The 17,927-nt window shown below is 58.8% G+C and carries 21 protein-coding genes; 17 read left to right on the top strand and 4 right to left on the bottom strand.

The features are described 5' to 3' along the window. The first annotated feature begins 7 nt into the window (after nucleotides 1–7). From rpsH to rplQ, 12 genes are all read left to right on the top strand, one after another. Nucleotides 8–406 (top strand): 30S ribosomal protein S8, encoded by a 399-nt coding sequence (rpsH, locus tag ATU_RS09445; RefSeq protein ID WP_006313978.1) that lies wholly within the window; start codon nucleotides 8–10, stop codon nucleotides 404–406. Between the two features lie 43 nt (nucleotides 407–449). Beyond that, nucleotides 450–983, top strand: coding sequence for a 50S ribosomal protein L6 (gene rplF / locus ATU_RS09440; RefSeq protein ID WP_006313979.1), 534 nt, complete (start codon nucleotides 450–452; stop codon nucleotides 981–983). A gap of 12 nt (nucleotides 984–995) precedes the next feature. Continuing rightward, nucleotides 996–1,358, top strand: a complete 363-nt coding sequence (gene rplR, locus ATU_RS09435; RefSeq protein WP_006313980.1) for a 50S ribosomal protein L18 — start codon at nucleotides 996–998, stop codon at nucleotides 1,356–1,358. A gap of 119 nt (nucleotides 1,359–1,477) precedes the next feature. Continuing rightward, nucleotides 1,478–2,047, top strand: a complete 570-nt coding sequence (gene rpsE / locus ATU_RS09430; RefSeq protein ID WP_003495208.1) for a 30S ribosomal protein S5 — start codon at nucleotides 1,478–1,480, stop codon at nucleotides 2,045–2,047. A gap of 11 nt (nucleotides 2,048–2,058) precedes the next feature. Continuing rightward, complete coding sequence (gene rpmD, locus ATU_RS09425) at nucleotides 2,059–2,265, top strand: 50S ribosomal protein L30 (protein WP_003495212.1); 207 nt, start codon at nucleotides 2,059–2,061, stop codon at nucleotides 2,263–2,265. 16 nt (nucleotides 2,266–2,281) lie between these two features. Further along, complete coding sequence (rplO, locus tag ATU_RS09420) at nucleotides 2,282–2,761, top strand: 50S ribosomal protein L15 (RefSeq protein WP_006313981.1); 480 nt, start codon at nucleotides 2,282–2,284, stop codon at nucleotides 2,759–2,761. A gap of 333 nt (nucleotides 2,762–3,094) precedes the next feature. Next, nucleotides 3,095–4,435, top strand: coding sequence for a preprotein translocase subunit SecY (secY, locus tag ATU_RS09415; protein ID WP_006313982.1), 1,341 nt, complete (start codon nucleotides 3,095–3,097; stop codon nucleotides 4,433–4,435). After that, a complete protein-coding gene (locus ATU_RS09410) occupies nucleotides 4,432–5,022 on the top strand; it encodes an adenylate kinase (protein ID WP_006313983.1) in 591 nt (196 codons plus the stop codon). Before secY ends, ATU_RS09410 begins: the two co-directional genes overlap by 4 nt. 303 nt (nucleotides 5,023–5,325) lie before the next feature. Further along, entirely contained in the window at nucleotides 5,326–5,694 is a 369-nt protein-coding gene (gene rpsM / locus ATU_RS09405; protein WP_006313984.1) for a 30S ribosomal protein S13, read from the top strand. Nucleotides 5,695–5,832: 138 nt separating this feature from the next. Beyond that, on the top strand, nucleotides 5,833–6,222 hold the full coding sequence (rpsK, locus tag ATU_RS09400; protein WP_003495225.1) for a 30S ribosomal protein S11: 390 nt from the start codon (nucleotides 5,833–5,835) through the stop codon (nucleotides 6,220–6,222). Between the two features lie 195 nt (nucleotides 6,223–6,417). Continuing rightward, nucleotides 6,418–7,428, top strand: a complete 1,011-nt coding sequence (locus tag ATU_RS09395) for a DNA-directed RNA polymerase subunit alpha (RefSeq protein WP_003516121.1) — start codon at nucleotides 6,418–6,420, stop codon at nucleotides 7,426–7,428. Nucleotides 7,429–7,546: 118 nt separating this feature from the next. After that, nucleotides 7,547–7,972: a 50S ribosomal protein L17 gene (gene rplQ / locus ATU_RS09390; protein ID WP_006313985.1), complete on the top strand. Its 426-nt coding sequence runs from the start codon at nucleotides 7,547–7,549 to the stop codon at nucleotides 7,970–7,972. Nucleotides 7,973–8,127: 155 nt separating this feature from the next. On the opposite strand, the gene ATU_RS09385 is transcribed toward rplQ, so the two are convergent. Then, the gene (locus ATU_RS09385) at nucleotides 8,128–9,000 is read right to left on the bottom strand and encodes a DUF817 domain-containing protein (RefSeq protein WP_010971962.1); all 873 of its coding nucleotides are present in this window, start codon (nucleotides 8,998–9,000) and stop codon (nucleotides 8,128–8,130) included. A gap of 57 nt (nucleotides 9,001–9,057) precedes the next feature. Here ATU_RS09385 and ATU_RS09380 point away from each other — a divergent pair, with 57 nt between their 5' ends. Next, complete coding sequence (locus ATU_RS09380) at nucleotides 9,058–9,486, top strand: ribosomal maturation YjgA family protein (protein WP_035258406.1); 429 nt, start codon at nucleotides 9,058–9,060, stop codon at nucleotides 9,484–9,486. Here ATU_RS09380 and msrQ read toward each other — a convergent pair. Together msrQ and msrP are read right to left on the bottom strand one after the other, a co-directional pair. After that, complete coding sequence (msrQ, locus tag ATU_RS09375; protein WP_010971961.1) at nucleotides 9,440–10,087, bottom strand: protein-methionine-sulfoxide reductase heme-binding subunit MsrQ; 648 nt, start codon at nucleotides 10,085–10,087, stop codon at nucleotides 9,440–9,442. The genes ATU_RS09380 and msrQ overlap by 47 nt on opposite strands. Nucleotides 10,088–10,089: 2 nt before the next feature. Next, nucleotides 10,090–11,031, bottom strand: a complete 942-nt coding sequence (gene msrP / locus ATU_RS09370) for a protein-methionine-sulfoxide reductase catalytic subunit MsrP (protein ID WP_010971960.1) — start codon at nucleotides 11,029–11,031, stop codon at nucleotides 10,090–10,092. Nucleotides 11,032–11,339: 308 nt separating this feature from the next. On the opposite strand from msrP, the gene ilvD reads away from it, so the two are divergent. Beyond that, the gene (gene ilvD, locus ATU_RS09365; RefSeq protein ID WP_010971959.1) at nucleotides 11,340–13,175 is read left to right on the top strand and encodes a dihydroxy-acid dehydratase; all 1,836 of its coding nucleotides are present in this window, start codon (nucleotides 11,340–11,342) and stop codon (nucleotides 13,173–13,175) included. A gap of 430 nt (nucleotides 13,176–13,605) precedes the next feature. Then, the gene (locus ATU_RS09360; protein WP_035258413.1) at nucleotides 13,606–14,607 is read left to right on the top strand and encodes a serine hydrolase domain-containing protein; all 1,002 of its coding nucleotides are present in this window, start codon (nucleotides 13,606–13,608) and stop codon (nucleotides 14,605–14,607) included. A 15-nt stretch (nucleotides 14,608–14,622) separates the two neighbouring features. Here the strand turns inward: ATU_RS09360 and ATU_RS09355 are convergent, their stop codons facing one another. Next, a complete protein-coding gene (locus ATU_RS09355; RefSeq protein ID WP_010971957.1) occupies nucleotides 14,623–14,973 on the bottom strand; it encodes a lysozyme inhibitor LprI family protein in 351 nt (116 codons plus the stop codon). 172 nt (nucleotides 14,974–15,145) lie between these two features. On the opposite strand from ATU_RS09355, the gene ATU_RS09350 reads away from it, so the two are divergent. Both ATU_RS09350 and ATU_RS09345 read left to right on the top strand, forming a co-directional pair. Next, nucleotides 15,146–16,552 carry a DegQ family serine endoprotease gene (locus ATU_RS09350; RefSeq protein ID WP_010971956.1) on the top strand — a complete coding sequence of 469 codons (1,407 nt, stop codon included), beginning with the start codon at nucleotides 15,146–15,148 and terminating at the stop codon, nucleotides 16,550–16,552. Then, nucleotides 16,549–17,865, top strand: coding sequence for a replication-associated recombination protein A (locus tag ATU_RS09345; RefSeq protein WP_010971955.1), 1,317 nt, complete (start codon nucleotides 16,549–16,551; stop codon nucleotides 17,863–17,865). The genes ATU_RS09350 and ATU_RS09345 overlap by 4 nt, the downstream gene beginning before the upstream one ends. Nucleotides 17,866–17,927: the final 62 nt, after the last annotated feature.

The raw sequence follows: 17,927 nt of genomic DNA, 5'->3' as shown, positions 1-17,927 counted from the left end.
CGGGCACATGACCATGACTGATCCTTTGGGTGATATGCTCACCCGCATCCGCAATGGTGCTGCTCGCCGCAAGTCGTCGGTAAGCACGCCTGCTTCCAGCCTGCGCGCACGCGTTCTCGACGTGCTGCAGTCTGAAGGCTACATCCGCGGTTATTCCAAGGTCGATTTCGAAAACGGCAAGGCCGAATTCACGATCGAGCTGAAGTACTACGAAGGCGCGTCGGTGATCCGTGAGATCGGCCGCGTGTCCAAGCCGGGCCGCCGGGTTTATGTCTCGGTAAAGTCCATTCCGCAGGTCGCGAACGGCCTCGGCATCACCATCCTTTCGACTCCGAAGGGTGTGATGGCCGATCACCAGGCTCGCGAACAGAACGTTGGTGGCGAGGTTCTTTGCTCGGTCTTCTAAGACCCGAGCAAGGATCTCCATAACGAACAGACAGGATTGAATAATGTCTCGTATCGGTAAAAAGCCCGTTCCGGTTCCAGCAGGTGTGACGGCCAATGTCGACGGCCAGAAGGTTACTGCTAAGGGCCCGAAGGGTGAACTGTTTTTCGTCGCCAATGACGACATTCAGCTGAAGCTCGAAGATAACGGCGTTTCCGTAACGCCGGCTAATGGCACCAAGGAAGCTCGTTCGAAGTGGGGCATGTCCCGCACGATGATCGAGAACATCTTCAAGGGTGTTAAGGACGGCTATGAGCGCAAGCTCGAAATCAACGGCGTTGGTTACCGTGCCGCCCTGCAGGGCAAGAACCTGCAGCTGGCTCTCGGTTTCAGCCATGACGTTGTTTACGAGCCTCCGGTCGGCATCACCATTGCCGTGCCGAAGCCGACGGAAATCATCGTTTCCGGCATCAACAAGCAGCAGGTAGGCCAGGTAGCCGCGGAAATCCGCGAATACCGCGGTCCCGAGCCCTACAAGGGTAAGGGCGTGAAGTACGCTGAAGAGCGTATTGTCCGCAAAGAAGGCAAGAAGAAGTAAGGATCACGCGAAATGGCTAGCAGGAAAGAAGCACTTGCACGTCGCGCGAGCCGTGTGCGCCGCCAGATCAAGGCGGTTGCCAACGGCCGTCCGCGCCTGTCGGTTCATCGCTCGTCGAAGAACATCTACGCCCAGATCATCGATGACGTTGCTGGCAAGACGCTTGCGTCTGCCTCCACGCTCGAAGCCGATCTGCGCAGCTCGCTCAAGACCGGCGCCGACGTTGCAGCAGCAGCTGTCGTAGGCAAGCTGGTTGCCGAGCGTGGCGTCAAGGCTGGCGTCAAGGATGTCGTTTTCGACCGTGGCGCGTTCATCTATCATGGCCGTATCAAGGCCGTGGCTGAAGCTGCCCGCGAAGGCGGTCTGAACTTCTGATCTTTTTCCGCCCGGACAATGATCCGGGCGGAATTTCACCGGACCATGCGGATCTCGTCATCGAGGCCGCTGGTCTTTTCGTTTGCCGTTCCACCCGTAAAAGAAAAAGGACAAGGACAATGGCACAGGAAAAAAGAGGTTCTCGCGACGATCGCCAGAACCGTGAAGAGCGCGATAGCGAATTCGTCGACAAGCTGGTCGCGATCAACCGCGTTGCAAAGGTTGTTAAGGGTGGCCGTCGCTTCGGCTTCGCCGCTCTCGTCGTCGTTGGCGACCAGAAGGGCCGCGTTGGCTTCGGTCACGGCAAGGCTCGTGAAGTTCCGGAAGCTATCCGCAAGGCAACGGAAAGCGCAAAGCGCGATCTGATCTTCGTTCCGCTGCGCGATGGCCGCACTCTGCATCACGACGTCAATGGCCGTCACGGCGCAGGCAAGGTTCTGCTGCGTTCGGCCAAGGCCGGTACCGGTATCATCGCCGGTGGTCCGATGCGCGCCGTTTTCGAAACGCTCGGCGTTCATGACGTTGTTGCGAAGTCGACCGGTTCGTCGAACCCGTACAACATGGTTCGCGCCACGTTCGACGCTCTGAAGCATCAGGTTCATCCGAAGGACATCGCTGCACAGCGTGGCCTGAAGTATGCGACCCTTCAGGCTCGCCGTGCCGCTTCCGGCAACGCTTCTGAAGAATAAGGAGCTGGATCATGGCCAAGAAAACTACTGAAGCCAAGAAGACTGTCACGGTCGAACAGATCGGCAGCCCTATTCGCCGCCCGGCAATCCAGCGTCAGACGCTGGTCGGTCTGGGTCTCAACAAGATGCATCGTCAGCGCACCCTGGAAGATACTCCGGCGGTTCGCGGCATGATCCGTGCGGTCCAGCATCTCGTTCGCGTCGTTGACGAGAAGTGAGACGGAGTAACCTATCATGAAACTCAATGAAATCAGAGACAACGAAGGCTCCTCCAAGGACCGTATCCGCGTAGGTCGCGGTATCGGTTCCGGCAAGGGCAAGACCGGTGGTCGCGGTGTGAAGGGTCAGAAGGCTCGTTCGGGCGTCGCCATCAACGGTTTTGAAGGCGGCCAGATGCCTATCTACCGTCGCCTGCCGAAGCGTGGCTTTAACAACATTTTCGGTTCCGAATTTGCTGTTGTGTCGCTCGGCCGCATTCAGACCGCCATCGACGCCAAGAAGCTTGATGCTTCCGCAACGATCGATGCTGCTGCTCTCAAGGCTGCCGGCGTCATCCGTCGCGTCAAGGACGGCGTACGCATTCTCGCTGACGGCGAACTGACGAGCAAGGTTGCTTTTGAAGTTGCCGGCGCTTCCAAGCCTGCACTCGAAAAGATTGAGAAGGCTGGCAGCTCTATCAAGCTTCTCGCAGTTGCAGTTGAAGCTTCCGAGTAATATATAGACTTCAGACGCCCGGGGCATAGTCGCCCCGGGCGTTTGCGCTCCCTGGCCTATGGTGCTGTCGATTTAAATCGATTTATGGTGGCATCGTGGCAAACTCTTCGCGGTGCAGCTGTTATGCGCGCCACATGCGGCATAAAGTGCCGCAGGGAGAGCCTCACAGTTCTTGAACTTCCCTAGGGGAGGGGATAGGACATAAAAAAACAGGGTGAGGCATGATGGCGGCGCAAAGCCGTGTTCGTCCGAAGCCCGTTTTTGAACCGGTATTTTTAGACCTTTCCGCATTGGCCGGTTTCGCTGGCCGGCAAGGGTCATTCGGAGAAATTTATGGCTTCAGCAGCGGAACAACTGGCTTCGAACCTGAATTTTTCGACCTTCGCTAAGGCGGAGGATCTGAAAAAGCGTCTCTGGTTTACTCTTGCCGCACTTCTCGTCTACCGTCTCGGCACCCACATTCCGCTTCCGGGTCTGAACCCAGAAGCCTATGCGCAGGCCTTCCGTGGCCAGGCCAACGGTATTCTCGGTCTTTTCAACATGTTTGCGGGTGGCGCCGTCGAGCGCATGGCGATCTTCGCCCTCGGCATCATGCCTTACATCTCCGCTTCGATCATCGTGCAGCTCATGACCTCGGTCGTGCCCTCGCTCGAAGCGTTGAAGAAGGAAGGCGAAGCCGGCCGCAAGATCATCAACCAGTACACCCGCTACGGCACGGTGCTGCTCGGCACGCTGCAGGCCTATGGCATTGCGGTCGGCCTTGAAAGCGGCAACGGTCTCGTGGTCGATCCGGGCATGTTCTTCCGCGTTTCCACCGTCATCACGCTGCTCGGCGGTACGATGTTCCTGATGTGGCTCGGCGAGCAGATCACCTCGCGCGGTATCGGCAACGGTATTTCGCTGATCATCTTCGCGGGCATCGCCGCAGGCCTGCCCAAGGCTCTGGCTGGCACGCTGGAACTTGGCCGCACCGGCGCGCTGTCGACCCCGCTCATCCTGATGGTTGTCATTGTGGCGATCGGCGTCATTGCCCTCATCGTCTTCGTGGAGCGCGCCCAGCGCCGTCTCCTCATACAATATCCGAAGCGACAGGTCGGCAACCGGATGTTCCAGGGCGATACCTCGCACCTGCCGCTGAAGCTCAACACGGCCGGCGTCATTCCCGCGATCTTCGCATCGTCGCTGCTGCTCCTGCCGGCAACGGCTGCAGGTTTTGCCGGTAACACCAACCTGCCGACCTGGGCGACCTCGATCATCGCGTCGCTGCAGCATGGCCAGCCGTTGTTCATGGCGCTCTACGGCCTGCTGATCGCGTTCTTCGCGTTCTTCTACACGGCAATCGTGTTCAATCCGAAGGATACGGCCGATAATCTCAAGAAGCATGGTGGCTTCATTCCGGGTATCCGTCCGGGCGAGCGCACCGCGGAGTACATCGATTACGTCCTGACCCGCATTACCGTGGTCGGCGCGATTTATCTGGTCTTCGTGTGTATCCTTCCTGAGACACTTATCGCACGTACGGGCATTCCGTTAGCCCTTGGTGGTACTTCGCTTTTGATCGTTGTCAGTGTAACTCTGGATACGGTTGCGCAGATTCAGGGTCACCTGATCGCCCAGCAATATGAAGGTCTGATCAAGAAGTCGAAGTTGCGTGGAGGAAAGAGGGGACGATGAGACTGATATTTTTGGGTCCGCCGGGTGCGGGCAAGGGAACCCAGGCCAAGCGGCTGACTGACAAGTACGGGATCCCGCAGCTTTCCACCGGTGACATGCTTCGCGCTGCGGTCAGCGCGGGCACCGAAATCGGCAAGCGCGCCAAAGCCGTCATGGACGCCGGCGGGCTCGTTTCCGACGATATCGTCAATCAGATCGTTTCCGAACGCATCGAAGCACCGGACTGTGCCAAGGGCTTTATTCTCGACGGCTATCCGCGCACCGTTCCGCAGGCCAAGGCGCTTGCGGACAATATGCGCAAGAAGAATCAGGTCCTGGATGCCGTCATCGAACTGAAGGTGGATGAAGAGGCGTTGATTCGCCGAATCGAAAACCGCGTAGCTGAAACCATTGCCGCTGGCGGCACGGTTCGCTCGGATGACAATCCGGAAGCTTTCCGCAAGCGTCTGACAGAATATCGCGAAAAGACCGCGCCGCTGTCTGCCTATTACAGCGAACAGGGCGAGCTGGTGACGCTTGATGGCATGGCTGATGTCGATGCCGTCACTGAGGCCATTGAGCGCGTTCTCGAGAAAGCCTCTGCCTGATCGACGGAGCGGATGGGCAGGCGCTGTTGCGTTCTTGCCCATATCGCGCTTCCGCATGACGGCTGATCCTCTGGATCGCAAAAGAATCTTGGCGGAGCCGGTTGCTTTTTTGCGCTGATTCCGTTAAACACCGCGCCAACTCGCGACATCCCAAGCGACTGGCGCGGATTTCCCTCAGGGAAGGGAGATCCGGGTTCGGTCGTTTTGACTTGTCACGGACATCAATTTGAACTGGCGGTCTTGTTGGCCGCTCGAATGGAATCACCACTTGCCGGATGGCAACTGGAACCAAGGAGAAAAGACGTGGCACGTATCGCTGGCGTCAACATCCCGACTGCAAAGCGCGTTGTTATTGCGCTGACCTACATTCACGGGATTGGTCCGAAATTCGCGCAGGAAATCATGGACAAGGTCGGTATTCCGGCTGAAAAGCGCGTTCATCAGCTGACGGATGCTGAAGTTCTTCAGATCCGCGAAGCCATCGACCGCGACTACCAGGTCGAAGGTGACCTGCGTCGTGAGACCTCGATGAACATCAAGCGTCTGATGGACCTAGGTTGCTACCGTGGCCTGCGTCACCGTCGTGGCCTTCCGGTCCGCGGTCAGCGCACGCACACCAACGCCCGCACCCGCAAGGGTCCGGCGAAGGCTATCGCTGGGAAGAAGAAGTAATTTTCCGGTTCTCCGGAAAGGGGAGGCTGGTGCAGTCCGCGCCAGCCTTTCTGAGTTTGGCGAAAAGCTCGGCTACGAGCTGATTGCCGGTGTAGCCGCTGGTGTTACGGCGGTGAAGAGATCAATGAAAGGTATAAAATGGCCAAGGAAGCCGCACGCGTCCGTCGTCGCGAACGCAAAAATATCACGTCTGGCGTCGCGCACGTCAATTCGACCTTCAACAACACGATGATCACCATCACCGACGCACAGGGCAATGCTATTGCCTGGTCGTCCGCTGGTGCCAAGGGCTTCAAGGGTTCGCGCAAGTCGACTCCGTTCGCTGCCCAGATCGCTGCTGAAGATTGCGCGAAGAAGGCTCAGGAACACGGCATGAAGTCGCTTGAAGTCGAAGTTTGCGGTCCGGGTTCCGGTCGTGAATCGGCACTTCGCGCTCTGCAGGCTGCCGGTTTCATGATCACTTCCATTCGCGACGTGACGCCGATCCCGCACAACGGTTGCCGTCCGCGCAAGAAGCGCCGCGTCTGACGCGACCGTGGTTCGGAAATTCCGCCTTTCCTTCGGTCTGGCGGAATTTTCGTGTATCTGGCGTGTGCGCGTCGATTTCGATCGACGGACTTGCGCTCAAGAACCCACTGATGAACCACTGAATTAGGTTCCTCTCGGTGTTTTCATGCTCGGTCCGTCACGATTGGATGGTGGCGGCGAACGGAAGGTTTAAAGATGATTCAGAAGAACTGGCAGGAACTTATCAAGCCGAACAAGGTCGAGTTCACCTCGTCCAGCCGCACCAAGGCAACTCTGGTTGCCGAGCCGCTGGAGCGTGGTTTCGGTCTTACCCTCGGCAACGCGCTGCGCCGCGTTCTGTTGTCTTCTCTGCGTGGTGCCGCTGTAACGGCCGTGCAGATCGACGGTGTCCTGCACGAATTCTCCTCCATCCCCGGCGTTCGGGAAGATGTGACGGATATCGTGCTCAACATCAAGGAAATCGCCATCAAGATGGATGGTGACGATTCCAAGCGCATGGTCGTGCGCAAGCAGGGTCCGGGTTCGGTAACCGCTGGTGACATCCAGACGGTTGGCGACATCGAGATCCTGAACCCCGACCACGTGATCTGCACGCTCGATGAAGGCGCTGAAATCCGCATGGAATTCACCGTCAACAACGGCAAGGGTTACGTACCGGCTGAGCGCAACCGCGCGGAAGATGCCCCTATCGGCCTCATTCCGGTGGACAGCCTCTATTCTCCGGTCAAGAAAGTGTCCTACAAGGTGGAAAACACCCGTGAAGGTCAGGTTCTCGACTATGACAAGCTGATCATGACGATCGAGACCAACGGTTCGGTTTCCGGCGAAGACGCCGTTGCCTTCGCCGCTCGCATTCTTCAGGACCAGCTGGGCGTCTTCGTCAACTTCGACGAGCCGCAGAAGGAAGCAGAAGAAGAATCGGTTACTGAACTCGCGTTCAACCCGGCGCTTCTCAAGAAGGTCGACGAGCTCGAACTGTCAGTTCGTTCGGCAAACTGCCTGAAGAACGACAACATCGTTTATATCGGCGACCTGATCCAGAAGACCGAAGCCGAAATGCTCCGCACGCCGAACTTTGGTCGCAAGTCGCTGAACGAAATCAAGGAAGTTCTCGCTTCCATGGGTCTGCACCTCGGCATGGAAGTGCCGGCATGGCCGCCTGAGAACATCGAAGATCTCGCAAAGCGTTACGAAGACCAATACTAACAAACAAGAAGGCAGACCTTAAAGACTGCCTTTCCCCGTCAAACAGCAGATAAGTCATCTGCATGTGCCAGGAAACGGCAGGCCTTAAAGAAGGCACCTGCGTAGAAGGAGAATAGCAATGCGCCACGGTAATTCAGGCCGCAAGCTCAATAGAACCGCCAGCCACCGCAAGGCAATGTTTGCCAACATGGCTGCTTCGCTCATCACCCATGAGCAGATCGTCACCACCCTTCCGAAGGCGAAGGAAATCCGTCCGATCGTCGAGCGTCTCGTGACGCTGGGCAAGCGCGGCGACCTGCACGCTCGTCGTCAGGCGATCTCGCAGATCAAGGATCAGGACGCCGTTCGCAAGCTGTTCGACGCGATCGCTTCGCGTTACGCAACCCGCAATGGCGGCTACCTGCGTATCATGAAGGCCGGCTACCGCCAGGGCGACAACGCGGCTCTCGCCGTCGTTGAATTCGTCGAGCGCGACGTTGACGCCAAGGGCGCAGCCGACAAGGCTCGCGTTGCCGCTGAAGCTGCTGCTGCCGAAGCCGCATAAGGTCTGACGCCTTCAGGCGTCATAAGTTAAAAAGCCGGGTGAGAGATCGCCCGGCTTTTTTTGCGTTTGGGTATTGGGAAATTGAGCAGGCGAGGTGCTACCTCTGCAAATCCTTTGGCGTGCCTGCCAGACGCTCGGCTGAAGTTCTACTTCTCTCACTCCGGAACGTGAATACGGGCCTTGATGTGCTTAAGCTGCGCGACGATCGTAAACGTCATGATGACCAGCAGCGACCAGGAACTCCACTTGCCGATATGCACCACGGACCAGGCGCCGATCTGATCGGGATATTTCCAGATACCGAAGAATGTCGAGATGTTTTCTGCCAGCCAGACGAAAAACCCTATCAGGACGAATGAGAGAAGCAGCGGCATCTTTCGGTCGCGGTCATAGGGGCGATAGACCACCGTTGCGCGGGAATAGAGGCCGATGGCGCAGGCGGCGATGTACCAGCGGTAGTCACCGATGAAGTGGTGGGTGAAGAAGTTGGCGTAGATGGCGATGCCGATCAGCGTTGCCATCCAATAGGTGGGATAATGGCGAATGCGCACATCCAGCAGGCGCCACGCCTGGATGATGTAGCTGCCGACGGCGGCGTACATGAAACCGGAAAAGAGCGGCACGCCGAGGACCTTGCTATAGGCAAAATCGGGGTAGGACCAGGACTGGATGGCGCTTGACGTCTTGAACACCTCAAGCGCGAAACCGACGATATGGAACAGCAGGATGGCCTTGGCCTCGTCAAGCGTTTCCAGCCTGCTCCAGATCATGAAGAACTGGATGCCGAGCGCGATGATCAGCAGCACGTCATACCGCGGAATGCCAAATAGCCCACCATGCGGCACCACGAAGATGGAAATGAAGAACAATCCCGCAAACAGGCAGGCACGGGCTTCCTTGATGCCGAAATAGAGAAATTCGACGATGAAGCGCCTGATGCCCTTGAGTTCGCCCCAGGGATAGGTATCGCACAGAAGATTGTCCAAAACCGAGAGGCGGGTTGCGGCTGGACCTGTTGCTGTGCTCATGTTCGCGCCTCGATTTACATCCATTAAATTTTCATACGAAAACCGGAAGGAACTCGCATGGGTCCGTCACGCCTTTCCCCGCCTTATTTTGCCCGCATCCGGCTTTTGGCGGCGGCCGTGATGGTGATCATTGGCGGTCTTTGCTTGCGGGCGTTCGGCTACGAGGTGGGATTGCCGTTCGTGGCGGTAAAATACGGCGGATCCGTGCTCTGGGGGGCGATGGTCTATCTGCTGCTGGCGGCGATCCTTCCGTCCCGCTGGCACGGTTACGAGGTTCACATCGCCGTCGTCGTCGTTGTCGTCGTGGAACTGATCCGGCTCGTTCATTTCCCGGCGCTGGACGCGTTTCGCGCAACGGCGGCCGGAGCTTTGCTGCTCGGCCGCGTTTTCTCCGTGTGGAATATCGTCTGTTATATCGGCGGGATCGCGGTGGCGTCCTTTACGTCCGGACGGGCCTTGCGCGCTTATTCCTCTTCATCGTCATGATCGAGGGCCGCACCAGCCGATAGCCCAGCAAGACAACCATGGTGCTGATATAAAATACCGGCTCCAGCGTGATCGATTTCCGGGCCAGCACGAAATGCAGCACGCCGACGATGAGGACGAGATATACGAGCTTGTGCAGTGTGTTCCAGCGGCTGCCGAGACGGCGGATCGACCAGCGGTTGGAGGTGAGCGCCAGCGGAATGAGTATGATGAGCCCCGCCATGCCGAGCATGATGTAGGGGCGTTTGAGAATGTCGCCGGCAATGGAGCCGAGTATCAGCCCGCGATCCAGCACCAGATAGACGGTGAAATGGGCGAGCACATAATAAAAGGCGATCAGACCCAGCGCCCGGCGATAGGCAATAAGATTGACGTTGAAGAGATCGCGCAGCGGCGTCACCAACAGGCCGAGGCACAAAAACCGCAGCGCCCAGATGCCGAGCAGGTGCTCGAAATCCTTGACCGGGTTGAAGCCGAGGCCGCCGGTTGCGGCGAGGTAAAAATACCAGAGGCCGGGACAGAGGCCGATGACATACAGCGACCAGATGGCCGCCGGCTGGTAACGCTTGGGCAGCGACGGAAGCGACAGGGCAAAGGCCATGATCAGTAATTCGCTTTCAGATCCAGCCCGGTATAGAGGCTCGCGACGTCGTCATAACCGTTGAACATCAGGGTAGGGCGGTTTTGCGTGCCGAAAAAGCCTCCTTCGCCGATGCGCTGTTCCGTCGCCTGGCTCCAGCGTGGATGGTCCACATGCGGATTGACGTTGGAATAGAAGCCATATTCGCGGGCGTTGGAGTTCTTCCACGTCGTTTCCGGCTGTTTTTCCACAAGCGAAATCCGCATGATGGATTTGATGCCTTTGAAACCGTATTTCCACGGCACGACAAGCCGGATCGGTGCGCCGTTCTGGTTCGGCAGGGTTTCTCCGTAAAGCCCGACGGCGAGGATGGTCAGCGGATGACGGGCTTCATCGAGGCGCAGGCCTTCGACATAGGGCCAGGACAGAGGCTGGAACAGGCCGCTCTGACCGGGCATTTCCTCCGGGCGGACGACCGTCTCGAAGGACACGTATTTCGCGCTGCCAAGCGGCTCCACCTTGTCGAGCAGGGCAGACAGCGGAAAACCGATCCAGGGAATGACCATTGACCAGCCTTCAACGCAGCGCATGCGATAGGTGCGCTCCTCAAGCGGATATTTCATCAGCTCTTCGATACCGAATTCCTGCGGCTTGGAAACGAGGCCATCCACCTTCACAGTCCAAGGCGTTGGCTTGAACTTGCCTGAATTTTCCTTCGGGTCGGACTTGCCGACACCGAATTCGTAGAAATTATTGTAGCTGGTGACGGCGTCGAGCGGGGTGAGTTTCTCATCCAGCTTGTATGCACCGGGCTTGGCGGAGAGTGGTGCGGCAATGGCTTCGCGTCCGGCCAGCCCTATGGCAGCAAGGCCAGCCGCCGTTCCGAGGAAGTTGCGTCGGGACAGGTAGAAGGATTTGGGCGTTATCTCTGAAGACGCGATATGGGGCGGACGATAAGCGGGCATAAAAACCTCCACAAAAGCCGGGTGCATCGGCGATAAATCGATTATGATAGCCAATACGGTCGCTGCACAGATATGTTTCAGCACTCTGCGGAAAAACAACGATGAACCGCTGATAATCGCGCATTTGTGATGGCGTGTCCTTTAAAGATGGCGCTGAATAGAAAGCGTACCGTACCGAACCGTACTGTTTTGCCTGAAGGTGACAGTGACAGCGTGTGCGGTTTGCGCTAGAAAAACTGCAAAATGGGGAAAGGCGGTTTGTCTGTGTTGTGGACAAACGCCTTCGCCGAGAGATCGAGGAAAACACCATGCCAGCCTATCGCTCCAGAACGACAACCCACGGCCGCAACATGGCGGGCGCGCGCGGCCTTTGGCGCGCCACCGGCATGAAGGACAGCGATTTCGGCAAGCCGATCATCGCGGTGGTCAATTCCTTCACGCAGTTCGTACCGGGCCATGTGCATCTAAAGGATCTCGGCCAGCTCGTTGCCCGCGAAATCGAGGCGGCCGGCGGCGTTGCCAAGGAATTCAACACGATTGCGGTCGATGATGGTATCGCCATGGGCCATGACGGCATGCTCTATTCGCTGCCGTCGCGCGAGATCATCGCTGACTCGGTCGAATATATGGTCAATGCCCATTGCGCCGATGCGATGGTCTGCATTTCCAACTGCGACAAGATCACGCCCGGCATGCTGAATGCCGCGATGCGCCTCAACATTCCCGCCGTTTTCGTGTCCGGTGGTCCAATGGAAGCGGGCAAGGTGGTTCTGCACGGCAAGACCGTTGCGCTCGATCTGGTCGACGCGATGGTGGCTGCTGCCGACGACAAGATTTCCGATGAGGACGTCAAGATCATCGAGCGCTCCGCCTGCCCGACCTGCGGTTCCTGTTCCGGCATGTTCACGGCCAATTCCATGAACTGTCTGACCGAGGCGCTCGGCCTGTCATTGCCCGGCAACGGCTCGACGCTTGCCACCCACTCCGATCGCAAGCGCCTGTTCGTTGAAGCCGGTCACCTGATCGTCGATCTGGCCCGCCGTTATTACGAGCAGGACGACGAAACCGTTCTGCCGCGCACCATCGCCAACAAGGCGGCGTTCGAAAACGCCATGTCGCTGGATATTGCCATGGGCGGCTCCACCAACACGGTTCTGCATATTCTGGCGGCAGCCCACGAGGGCGGCGTCGATTTCGGTATGGAGGACATCGACCGGCTTTCCCGCAAGGTTCCCTGCCTTTCCAAGGTTGCGCCTGCGAAGCAGGATGTGCACATGGAAGACGTGCATCGCGCCGGCGGCATCATGCGTATTCTCGGTGAGCTGGAGCGTGGCGGTCTCATCAACCGCGATACCTATACCGTACACGAAGCGACGCTTGGCGATGCCATCGACCGCTGGGACATCACGCGCACCAACAGCGAAATGGTGCGGCAGTTCTTCAAGGCCGCTCCGGGCGGCGTACCGACACAGGTGGCCTTCAGCCAGTCCTCGCGCTGGGATGATCTGGACACCGACAGCGACAACGGCGTCATTCGTTCGGTCGAGAAGCCTTTCTCCAAGGATGGCGGTCTGGCCGTTCTTTACGGCAACATCGCGCTCGATGGCTGCATCGTGAAGACGGCGGGTGTTGATGAATCCATCCTGAAATTCAACGGATCGGCAGTCGTTTACGAAAGCCAGGACGCGGCCGTGAAGGGCATTCTCGGCAACGAGGTCAAGGCGGGCGACGTCGTCGTCATCCGCTATGAAGGACCGAAGGGCGGCCCGGGCATGCAGGAAATGCTCTATCCGACCAGCTACCTCAAGTCCAAGGGCCTCGGTAAAGCCTGCGCGCTCATCACCGATGGTCGCTTCTCCGGTGGCACGTCAGGCCTTTCCATCGGTCATGCCTCGCCGGAAGCGGCGCAGGGCGGTGCCATCGGCCTCGTGCGTCAGGGCGACCTGATTGAGATCGATATTCCGAACCGCACGATCAATCTCAAGGTTTCGGATGCGGAACTGGCCGCGCGCCGGGCCGAGCAGGAAGAAAAGGGCTGGAAGCCGGAAGCACCGCGCAAGCGTAATGTCACGACGGCGCTCAAGGCCTATGCGGCCTTTGCGTCGAGCGCGGACAAGGGTGCTGTGCGGATTCTGCCGGAGTAAGCTGTCGCAGAGTGGGGTGGGGAGTTAATTAACCGTCCCGTCGCGCGGTGGCTGCAGCTTACTGATCAAGGTCGGAAAACGCTCACCCGTCATGCTCGGGCTTGTCCCGAGCATCTGCAACCAATCGATGTTATGCGACGTGGATGCCCGGGACAGGCCCGAGCATGACGTCGAACGTGATGTGCGATTTACAGTCGTTCGATCAGCCGCTCTCTGGGCGGCTTTTTGCTGTCCGAACCAGATGACGCACCTTGGTTCACAAACAGATTCAAGTGCCTCGCAGGCTGATTCTCTAACTCCCTTCAACATTCTGTTTTCCCATAATAAATGCGAAATTGCCGGCTCGCCGTCTGCCACGCAGCAGTCACATTGGAGTGATGTTCGTCCAGCGACCCTTTTCCAGAACGCGGCGATGCCTAACTTCATCACCATGAAAAGACGAACCGCACTTACCCTCATCGCCTCGCTGCCTTTTGCTCCGCTGGCCCGCGCGCAAAGCGCCGGCAACAACATCCGTTTCGATCCGTTGCTGACGCAGGCGGATGCACTTTCCAGCCTCAAGGCGGTGATTGTCAGCATCGATGGCGAGGAAGTCGCCAGCCGCGCTTATCATGGTGCCAGCCTCAACGGTTCCACCAATATCAAGTCGGCGTCGAAGTCGGTCATTTCGGCGCTGGTGGGCATGGCGATCGATCGCAAGATCATTGAGGGCGCAGATCAGCCGATCGCGACCATCCTGCGCGGTGATTTTCCGCCTAACCCCGATCCGCGGCTGGAGCGGATTACCGTGGGCAATCTTCTTTCCATGCAATCCGGTCTGGAGCGCATGTCCGGCCCGAATTATGGCCGCTGGGTTGCCAGCCGCAACTGGGTAAGAATGGCGCTGGGGTCCGGTTTCGCGGGCGAGCCTGGTGGCGGCATGCTTTATTCCACGGCCTCCACACATCTGCTCTCGGCGATATTAACGAAGGCATCCGGCCGCTCGACGCTTTCTCTTGCCCGAGACTGGTTCCGCCCGCTGGAAGGGTTCTCCATTGGCGGCTGGGAGCGTGATCCGCAGGGCATCTATCTCGGTGGCAACCAGATGGCGATGACGGCGCGTTCCCTGCTGGCCTTTGGCGAGCTTTATCGTCTTGGCGGCGTGACGCCTGATGGTGAGCGGCTTATTTCTCAGGAATGGATCAGCCAGTCCTGGCAGCAGCGCACCAATTCCGTCTTCAACGGCGATGGTTACGGCTATTGCTGGTTCATCAAGGAAATGGCGGGGGAGACGGTCTATTACGCCTGGGGTTACGGCGGGCAGATGCTCTATATCGTGCCCGCCAGACGGCTTTCAGTGGTCATGACCTCGCGCGAGGATGCGCCTTCGGCCAGAACCGGTTATCGCGACCAGCTGCATGGTCTCATGGAAGACATCATCCGTGCGGTGTGAGGCAGGCGATGACGCTCAGAGCGGACGGTTGATGCTCTGGAACGCTTCGCCGAGGCGCTTCATGCGTTCCTCATAGGCCCCCGTCAGGCAGGCGACATCGGCTGCGCATTCCTGACGTTTCTTCAGCCATTTGCTCTGTTCGTCGCGCAAGGTATCGCGCGCGCCCATCGCCATCAGCTGGGTTAGGATGTCGAAGGTGGTGGCCATCTTCACGTCCTGGTCGTTCAGCGCGCGGTTGTCGCAGATCGCTTTTTCATCGGCCGCCAGATCGCTCTTGGTGCAATCGAAGCTTGCCGCGCTGGCCGGTGAAAGGAGGGAGGTGGCGAAAAGGATGCCAGAGGCGAGGAGGGTGGGTTTCAGATGCATGGATCGTCTCTTCTAAGGACAGTCTTGTCGGCTGAAACCAAAAATGGATGCTGTTGGTTCCAATTGCGCCGGCCGATCTCTGCCGGGATAAGTGTGGCCATCATCTTGCCGCTCTTTGCTTTACAGGCTTTGGCGTTATAACTCCATCATACTGATGACGATGAGGAATCACATGCGAGGCGTGTTGAAGTATCTGTCCACCGGCTTTCTTGCTGCGCTCGTTCTCCTGCCCGTGGGCGCAAGAGCGCAGGACAACAAGACCGTGCCGGCAAGCCACACGGAAATGCAGCTCTCCTTCGCGCCGCTGGTGAAGCGCACCGCAGGTGCTGTGGTGAATGTCTATGCCGAGCGCGTCGTGCAGCGGCGTGTTTCCCCTTTTGCCGGTGATCCCTTCTTCGAGCAGTTTTTCGGCCAGCAAATGCCGAACCGTACGGAAAAGCAGTCATCGCTCGGTTCGGGCGTGATCGTAACGGCGGGCGGCCTCGTGGTGACGAACAATCACGTCATCGACGGCGCTGATGACATCAAGGTGGCGCTGGCGGATGGTCGCGAGTTTTCCTCCAAGGTGCTGATGAAGGACGATCGGGTTGATCTCGCCGTGTTGCAGATTGACGCCAAGGAGCAATTCCCCGTGCTGTCGCTCGGCGATTCCGACAAGATCGAGGTTGGTGATCTGGTGCTCGCCATCGGCAACCCCTTCGGGGTCGGCCAGACGGTGACGAGCGGCATCGTCTCCGGTCTAGCGCGCAACCAGGTGACGCAGGGTGATTTCGGCTTCTTCATCCAGACCGACGCCTCCATCAACCCCGGCAATTCCGGCGGTGCGCTGATGAACATGGCGGGCGAGCTGGTCGGCATCAATACCGCGATCTTTTCCAAGGGCGGCGGGTCGAACGGCATCGGTTTTGCCATTCCCGCCAATCTGGTTCGGGTTTTCGTAGCGGCCGCGGAGCGCGGCGACGCTAACTTCCAGAGGCCCTATATCGGTGCAACGTTCGATCCGGTGACGTCAGATGTCGCGGAAGCGCTCGGCTTGCATCGCGCGCGCGGCGCGCTCGTCGTCGGCGTCACCAAGGGTGGTCCGGCGGAGAAGGCTGGTATCGAGCCCGGACAGGTGGTGACTGCGGTCAATGGCCTGGAAGTGGAGCATCCCGATGCGCTGGGTTATCGCCTGACGACGGCCGGCATCGGCAAATCGGCCGAATTGACGGTGGTGGAAAAGGGCAAAGAAAAGAAGCTGACCATCGCTCTCAATACGGCACCCGAAACCGCGCCGCGTGACGAGCGGCTGCTCGAAGGCCGCAATCCCTTCGCAGGTGCTACCGTCGCCAACCTCTCGCCGAAGCTTGCGGATGAATTGCGCATGCCTTCGCAGGTGACGGGCGTCGTCATCACCGATGTGAAGCGTGGCTCACCGGCCTATCGCGTCGGTTTCCAGCCGAAGGATGTCATCCTGTCGCTGAATGGTGCGGATATCGGCTCCACCGCTGCGGTTGAAAAGGCGCTGGACGACAATCCCGGCTTCTGGCGGGTGGAAATCCTGCGCGACGGGCAGCGTATCCGGCAGTTCCTGCGATGAGCGACGATCTCTTTGCCCCGCAAGTGCCTGTGGAGGTCGCCAACCGGCGGCCTCTGGCCGATCGTCTGCGTCCGAAAACGCTGTCGGAGGTGAGTGGGCAGCCACATCTGACGGGTGAAGAGGGCGTTCTGCGCCGCATGATCGACAGCGGCTCACTGGGATCGATGATCTTCTGGGGGCCGCCCGGTACGGGCAAGACCACGGTTGCCCGCCTGCTGTCCGGCGAGGCGGGGCTGGCCTTCGAGCAGATATCGGCGATCTTTTCCGGTGTGGCCGATCTAAAGAAGGTGTTCGAGGCAGCGCGCACGCGCCGGATGAATGGCCGGCAGACGCTGCTTTTTGTCGACGAAATCCATCGTTTCAACCGCGCCCAGCAGGATAGTTTCCTGCCGGTCATGGAAGACGGCACCATCATTCTCGTGGGTGCCACCACCGAAAACCCGTCCTTCGAGCTAAACGCCGCTCTTTTGTCGCGCGCGCGTGTCCTTACATTCGGTTCGCACGACGAGGATAGCCTGAGCGAACTTCTGAAGCGCGCCGAAGAGGCCGAGGGTAAACCACTGCCGCTGACGGAAGAGGCGCGGGCAAGCCTCCTCCGCATGGCCGATGGCGATGGCCGCGCCGTGCTGACGCTTGCCGAAGAGGTCTGGCGGGCGGCGCGCAAGGATGAGACCTTCGATACCGAAGGGCTGACCCGCATCGTGCAGCGCCGCGCCCCGGTTTACGACAAGAGCCAGGACGGCCACTACAATCTCATTTCCGCGCTGCATAAATCCGTGCGCGGTTCCGACCCGGATGCGGCACTTTATTATCTCGCCCGCATGTTCGATGCCGGTGAAGACCCGCTTTATCTCGGGCGGCGGCTGGTGCGCATGGCGGTGGAGGATATCGGCCTTGCCGATCCGCAGGCGTTGGCGGTCTGTAATGCCGCCAAGGATGCCTATGATTATCTAGGCTCGCCGGAAGGGGAACTCGCACTGGCGCAGGCTTGCGTTTATCTCGCCACCGCGCCGAAATCCAACGCCGTTTATACCGCCTTCAAGGCGGCGATGCGGGCGGCCAAGGAGAACGGCTCGCTGGTGCCGCCGAAACATATTCTCAACGCACCGACCAAGCTCATGAAGGGCGAGGGTTATGGGGATGGTTACCGTTATGACCATGACGAACCCGACGCCTTTTCCGGGCAGGATTATTTCCCGGAGAAAATGGGACGTACGACCTTTTACGATCCGCCGGACAGGGGTTTCGAGCGGGAAATACGCAAACGTCTCGACTGGTGGGCGAAGCTGCGCCGCGAGCGCGGGTCGCGCTAGTCTCTATGCGGCCGGGGGTACATGCTTCGGTGATCTTGAGAAAAAGAATCAAGCCTCTGGCA

This window comes from Agrobacterium fabrum str. C58 (genome assembly GCF_000092025.1).
In the GTDB taxonomy this organism is placed as follows: Bacteria; Pseudomonadota; Alphaproteobacteria; order Rhizobiales; family Rhizobiaceae; genus Agrobacterium; species Agrobacterium fabrum.
This window is presented reverse-complemented; position numbering and strand designations above follow the sequence as displayed.